The organism is Kaarinaea lacus, assembly GCF_975902315.1.
The window spans coordinates 1-2907 of record NZ_CDLKIE010000273.1; the positions used below are offsets into that span (position 1 = coordinate 1).

At 47.5% G+C, this 2907-nt stretch carries 6 protein-coding genes; all 6 read right to left on the reverse strand.

Annotated elements, in window-relative coordinates:
• Positions 1 to 301, reverse strand: a 301-nt coding sequence (locus ACWVCM_RS08510) for a hypothetical protein (protein ID WP_455201309.1), incomplete at its 3' end; no start/stop codon positions are given.
• 49 nt (positions 302 to 350) lie between these two features.
• Positions 351 to 1022 carry a prepilin-type N-terminal cleavage/methylation domain-containing protein gene (locus ACWVCM_RS08515; RefSeq protein WP_455201310.1) on the reverse strand — a complete coding sequence of 224 codons (672 nt, stop codon included), beginning with the start codon at positions 1020 to 1022 and terminating at the stop codon, positions 351 to 353.
• Positions 1019 to 1414, reverse strand: a complete 396-nt coding sequence (locus ACWVCM_RS08520; protein WP_455201311.1) for a type IV pilus modification PilV family protein — start codon at positions 1412 to 1414, stop codon at positions 1019 to 1021. The genes ACWVCM_RS08515 and ACWVCM_RS08520 overlap by 4 nt, the downstream gene beginning before the upstream one ends.
• A complete protein-coding gene (locus tag ACWVCM_RS08525; protein ID WP_455201312.1) occupies positions 1407 to 1868 on the reverse strand; it encodes a GspH/FimT family protein in 462 nt (153 codons plus the stop codon). Before ACWVCM_RS08525 ends, ACWVCM_RS08520 begins: the two co-directional genes overlap by 8 nt.
• 16 nt (positions 1869 to 1884) lie before the next feature.
• Complete coding sequence (gene gspG / locus ACWVCM_RS08530; protein WP_455201313.1) at positions 1885 to 2313, reverse strand: type II secretion system major pseudopilin GspG; 429 nt, start codon at positions 2311 to 2313, stop codon at positions 1885 to 1887.
• Between the two features lie 56 nt (positions 2314 to 2369).
• On the reverse strand, positions 2370 to 2907 hold a 538-nt coding region (locus tag ACWVCM_RS08535), incomplete at its 5' end, for a type II secretion system F family protein (protein ID WP_455201314.1).

Here is a 2907-nt window from a genome sequence, read left to right on the forward strand (position 1 = left end):
CCAGCACTGCTACCGCTACCCCACCCTCTGATAATTCAAATCGCTTAATTGTCCCATCAATAGGCCAACGCTGTTGTGGATCGCTGTGCAACATGGTTGCAATACCGCGGTACACTCCCGCCTCTGCTAGAAAATTCGCACGCACCGTGTCATGGGTGTTGTGAGTAAGCTTTATCTCATTGCGCACATAGGCAATAAAACTGACCGATATGGCTGACAATAAAACCAGCGCCCAAAGCACCACTACCAGTGCAACGCCCTGACTAAACTCGAGCTTGTCATGTGAGTCAATGTGGTGCATTTTCAAAACTGTCGATTTCCACTCAATTAATACAATTATTTAGTCAGCACTAACTAGCTATACTTTGTGGCAGCAATTGTATTTCTGCCATTTTTGGGTTCACAACCAGAACCGGCCATTCCAGATCATTCCGCGAAAACCTGACATGCAGTTCAATACTGTAAGGCAATACATCTTGCGCTAACCATTCCGTATGCCACACAGCGTCACCCTCGTTATCGGGACCTAAATAACGAAAATTCACTGCCTCGACGTCTTCCAGCAACAACTCCGCATCAACTGGATCGGCGGTCTCAAAACTTTTTTCGTTATAGTGATAACGTTGATAGCGCAGCAGGAGAAAACCCTGCGCTTCACGCTTTGCGTATTCGACATTCAGCACATACATGCCGCCGGATATTTGTGCACTCGACAAAGGCGCCACGAAACGCAGACCATTCTCCTGGCCGATGAACGCCAGATAAGTGTCCTGTCGATTCTCCATATCCAGGACAATCGGTTGTGCTTGCGCAAATACGGAGCGCAACAAATTCTGTACGACATGCACCCGATTGGCGATTTCCGCCCGCACCACACCTTTATCCCAGGCCCTGGCCGCGAAATTCAGCACATTAAACGTAATGGCAAGCATCACCGCCAACAACGTGATGGCAATCATGACTTCCACCAGGGTAAAGCCATTCTGTGTATACGGTGTTTGTCTGCACTTCAAGTTTGTCATGTGTGCACCAGTCCTATGGTAGAGACGGTATAGGTTTTGTCCTTATGCTGTTCTTTCCATAACACCGTCAAGGTGATCTCATAGACTTTGAATGGCAGCTTTTTATCTGACCAGGCTGGTTCTTTCACAATCGCTTGCCATTGGTAACTCTCGTTGAAACGACCTGTTTCTGTACCCGCAGTCAGCGAATCAGAGACCCGCAACTCCGCCAATTTGGATCCCGCGTAGGATGCGACTTGTTGATAATTTATTGCTGAAGCCACCGAACGCAATCCCGTTGAAAATACTTCTGTTATCACCACCAGCGACATTACCAGGATGGTAAAAGCCACCAGGATTTCCAGTAATGAAAATCCCTGTTGCTTTCTTATTGCATCGAATCGCCTAGTCATGCACCTTTACCTTGCCGGTAATCCAGCTCACCGTGATTGTTTGCACCCGGTTCATCTGAGAAATCTCTATTTCTCCCCCCGTAGAACTACCATCCGGATAAAAACGTATAGCCCCCGTCGTTGAATCGACAAACTCCTTGCGCGCCGCGGTAAACTTCACCCTAAGTGATTCAGGAAATTGTTGACCATGCGGTACGCCGGGATACTGATACCATCGCTCTTCCACATCCAGGTTAAAAGTCGCTTCTGCTTTTGCGGCGATTGCCTTGCTGCGTGTATAGCGCAGGGCACTTGCCAGCTGTTGTGTCAATATTTTCAGTTCAGCCGTTGTCGACCGTGATAATGATGGTGGGACGACGATTACCATCAACGATAACAGCACCAGCACCATTAACAATTCCAACAAGGTAAAGCCATTACTGGAAAGCCATCCCTGACGGTTGGGTATGTTCATGTCCAATGATCCCGACTTATTCCCAGCTGTTAATATCTACCCCCTCTCCTTTTCCACCGATAGCATTGTCGGCACCCAGAGTAAACAGGTCGTAAACACCATGTTCACCGGGATAACGATAGTTGTAATCGTTACCCCAAGGATCAAGAGGCAAGCGTTGTTTTTTAAGATAAGGTCCATTCCAGTTTTGAATCCCTTGATCGACTGCCACCAGCACTTGCAAGCCTTCTTCGGTAGTGGGATACCTGCCCGTATCCAGTAGAAACAGGTCGAGACTGGCAGAAAGATCCTCTATCTGTATACGTGCAGTTTTCGACTTGGACTCCCCGACATATTTCATCACTTGCGGACCCACGATGCCTGCCAGCAGGCCAAGTATCAACATCACGACCAACAACTCAATTAAGGTGAATCCCTTCAATGTATTTTTCATGTAGTTATTCATACTCTTCTACCTCTACCCTCGAATACTTACAATATCCTGACTGTGAATCGATGCGTTTAAAATACCAGGTCATTGATACTTAGAACCGCAGTTAATATCGATATGATGATGGCGGCTACTAGCACTCCCAGCCCAATAACAAGCACCGGCTCCACGAGACTTACCAGTCTTTGCAATGCTACTTTAACCTGGCTATCACATAACTCGGCGATTCGTTGCATCATGTCATCAAGCCTTCCGGATTCTTCGCCGACCTTGATCATGTGAGCCGCGACTTGCGGGAAATGTTTACTGTTCATGAATACTTCCGACATACTGCCGCCCTGCTCCAGATTGGTTTTTACTTTCTCCACGTCGCCGGACAACGCACTATTGGAAATGACCGCTTGTGCTTTGCTCAATGCGCTTAACAACGGTATACCGTTAGCCGCCATCAATCCCAGCGCGTGCGAGAATCGTGAAACTTCAAATTTTGCGAGCAGTTGACCGACAAAGGGCATACCCAGAAGCCAACCATCCCAGCTACGTTTGATCCGGGCATTGGATAAACCGATCCTGACCAGCAGGAATAATACGAACAATAATGTTATAAAC

Excerpts from the sequence above, each read along its gene's own strand:
- gspG (WP_455201313.1), bottom strand. The coding sequence starts at position 2,313 with ATGAATAACTACATGAAAAATACATTGAAGGGATTCACCTTAATTGAG.
- ACWVCM_RS08525 (WP_455201312.1), bottom strand. The coding sequence starts at position 1,868 with ATGAACATACCCAACCGTCAGGGATGGCTTTCCAGTAATGGCTTTACC.
- ACWVCM_RS08515 (WP_455201310.1), bottom strand. The coding sequence starts at position 1,022 with ATGACAAACTTGAAGTGCAGACAAACACCGTATACACAGAATGGCTTT.
- ACWVCM_RS08520 (WP_455201311.1), bottom strand. The coding sequence starts at position 1,414 with ATGACTAGGCGATTCGATGCAATAAGAAAGCAACAGGGATTTTCATTA.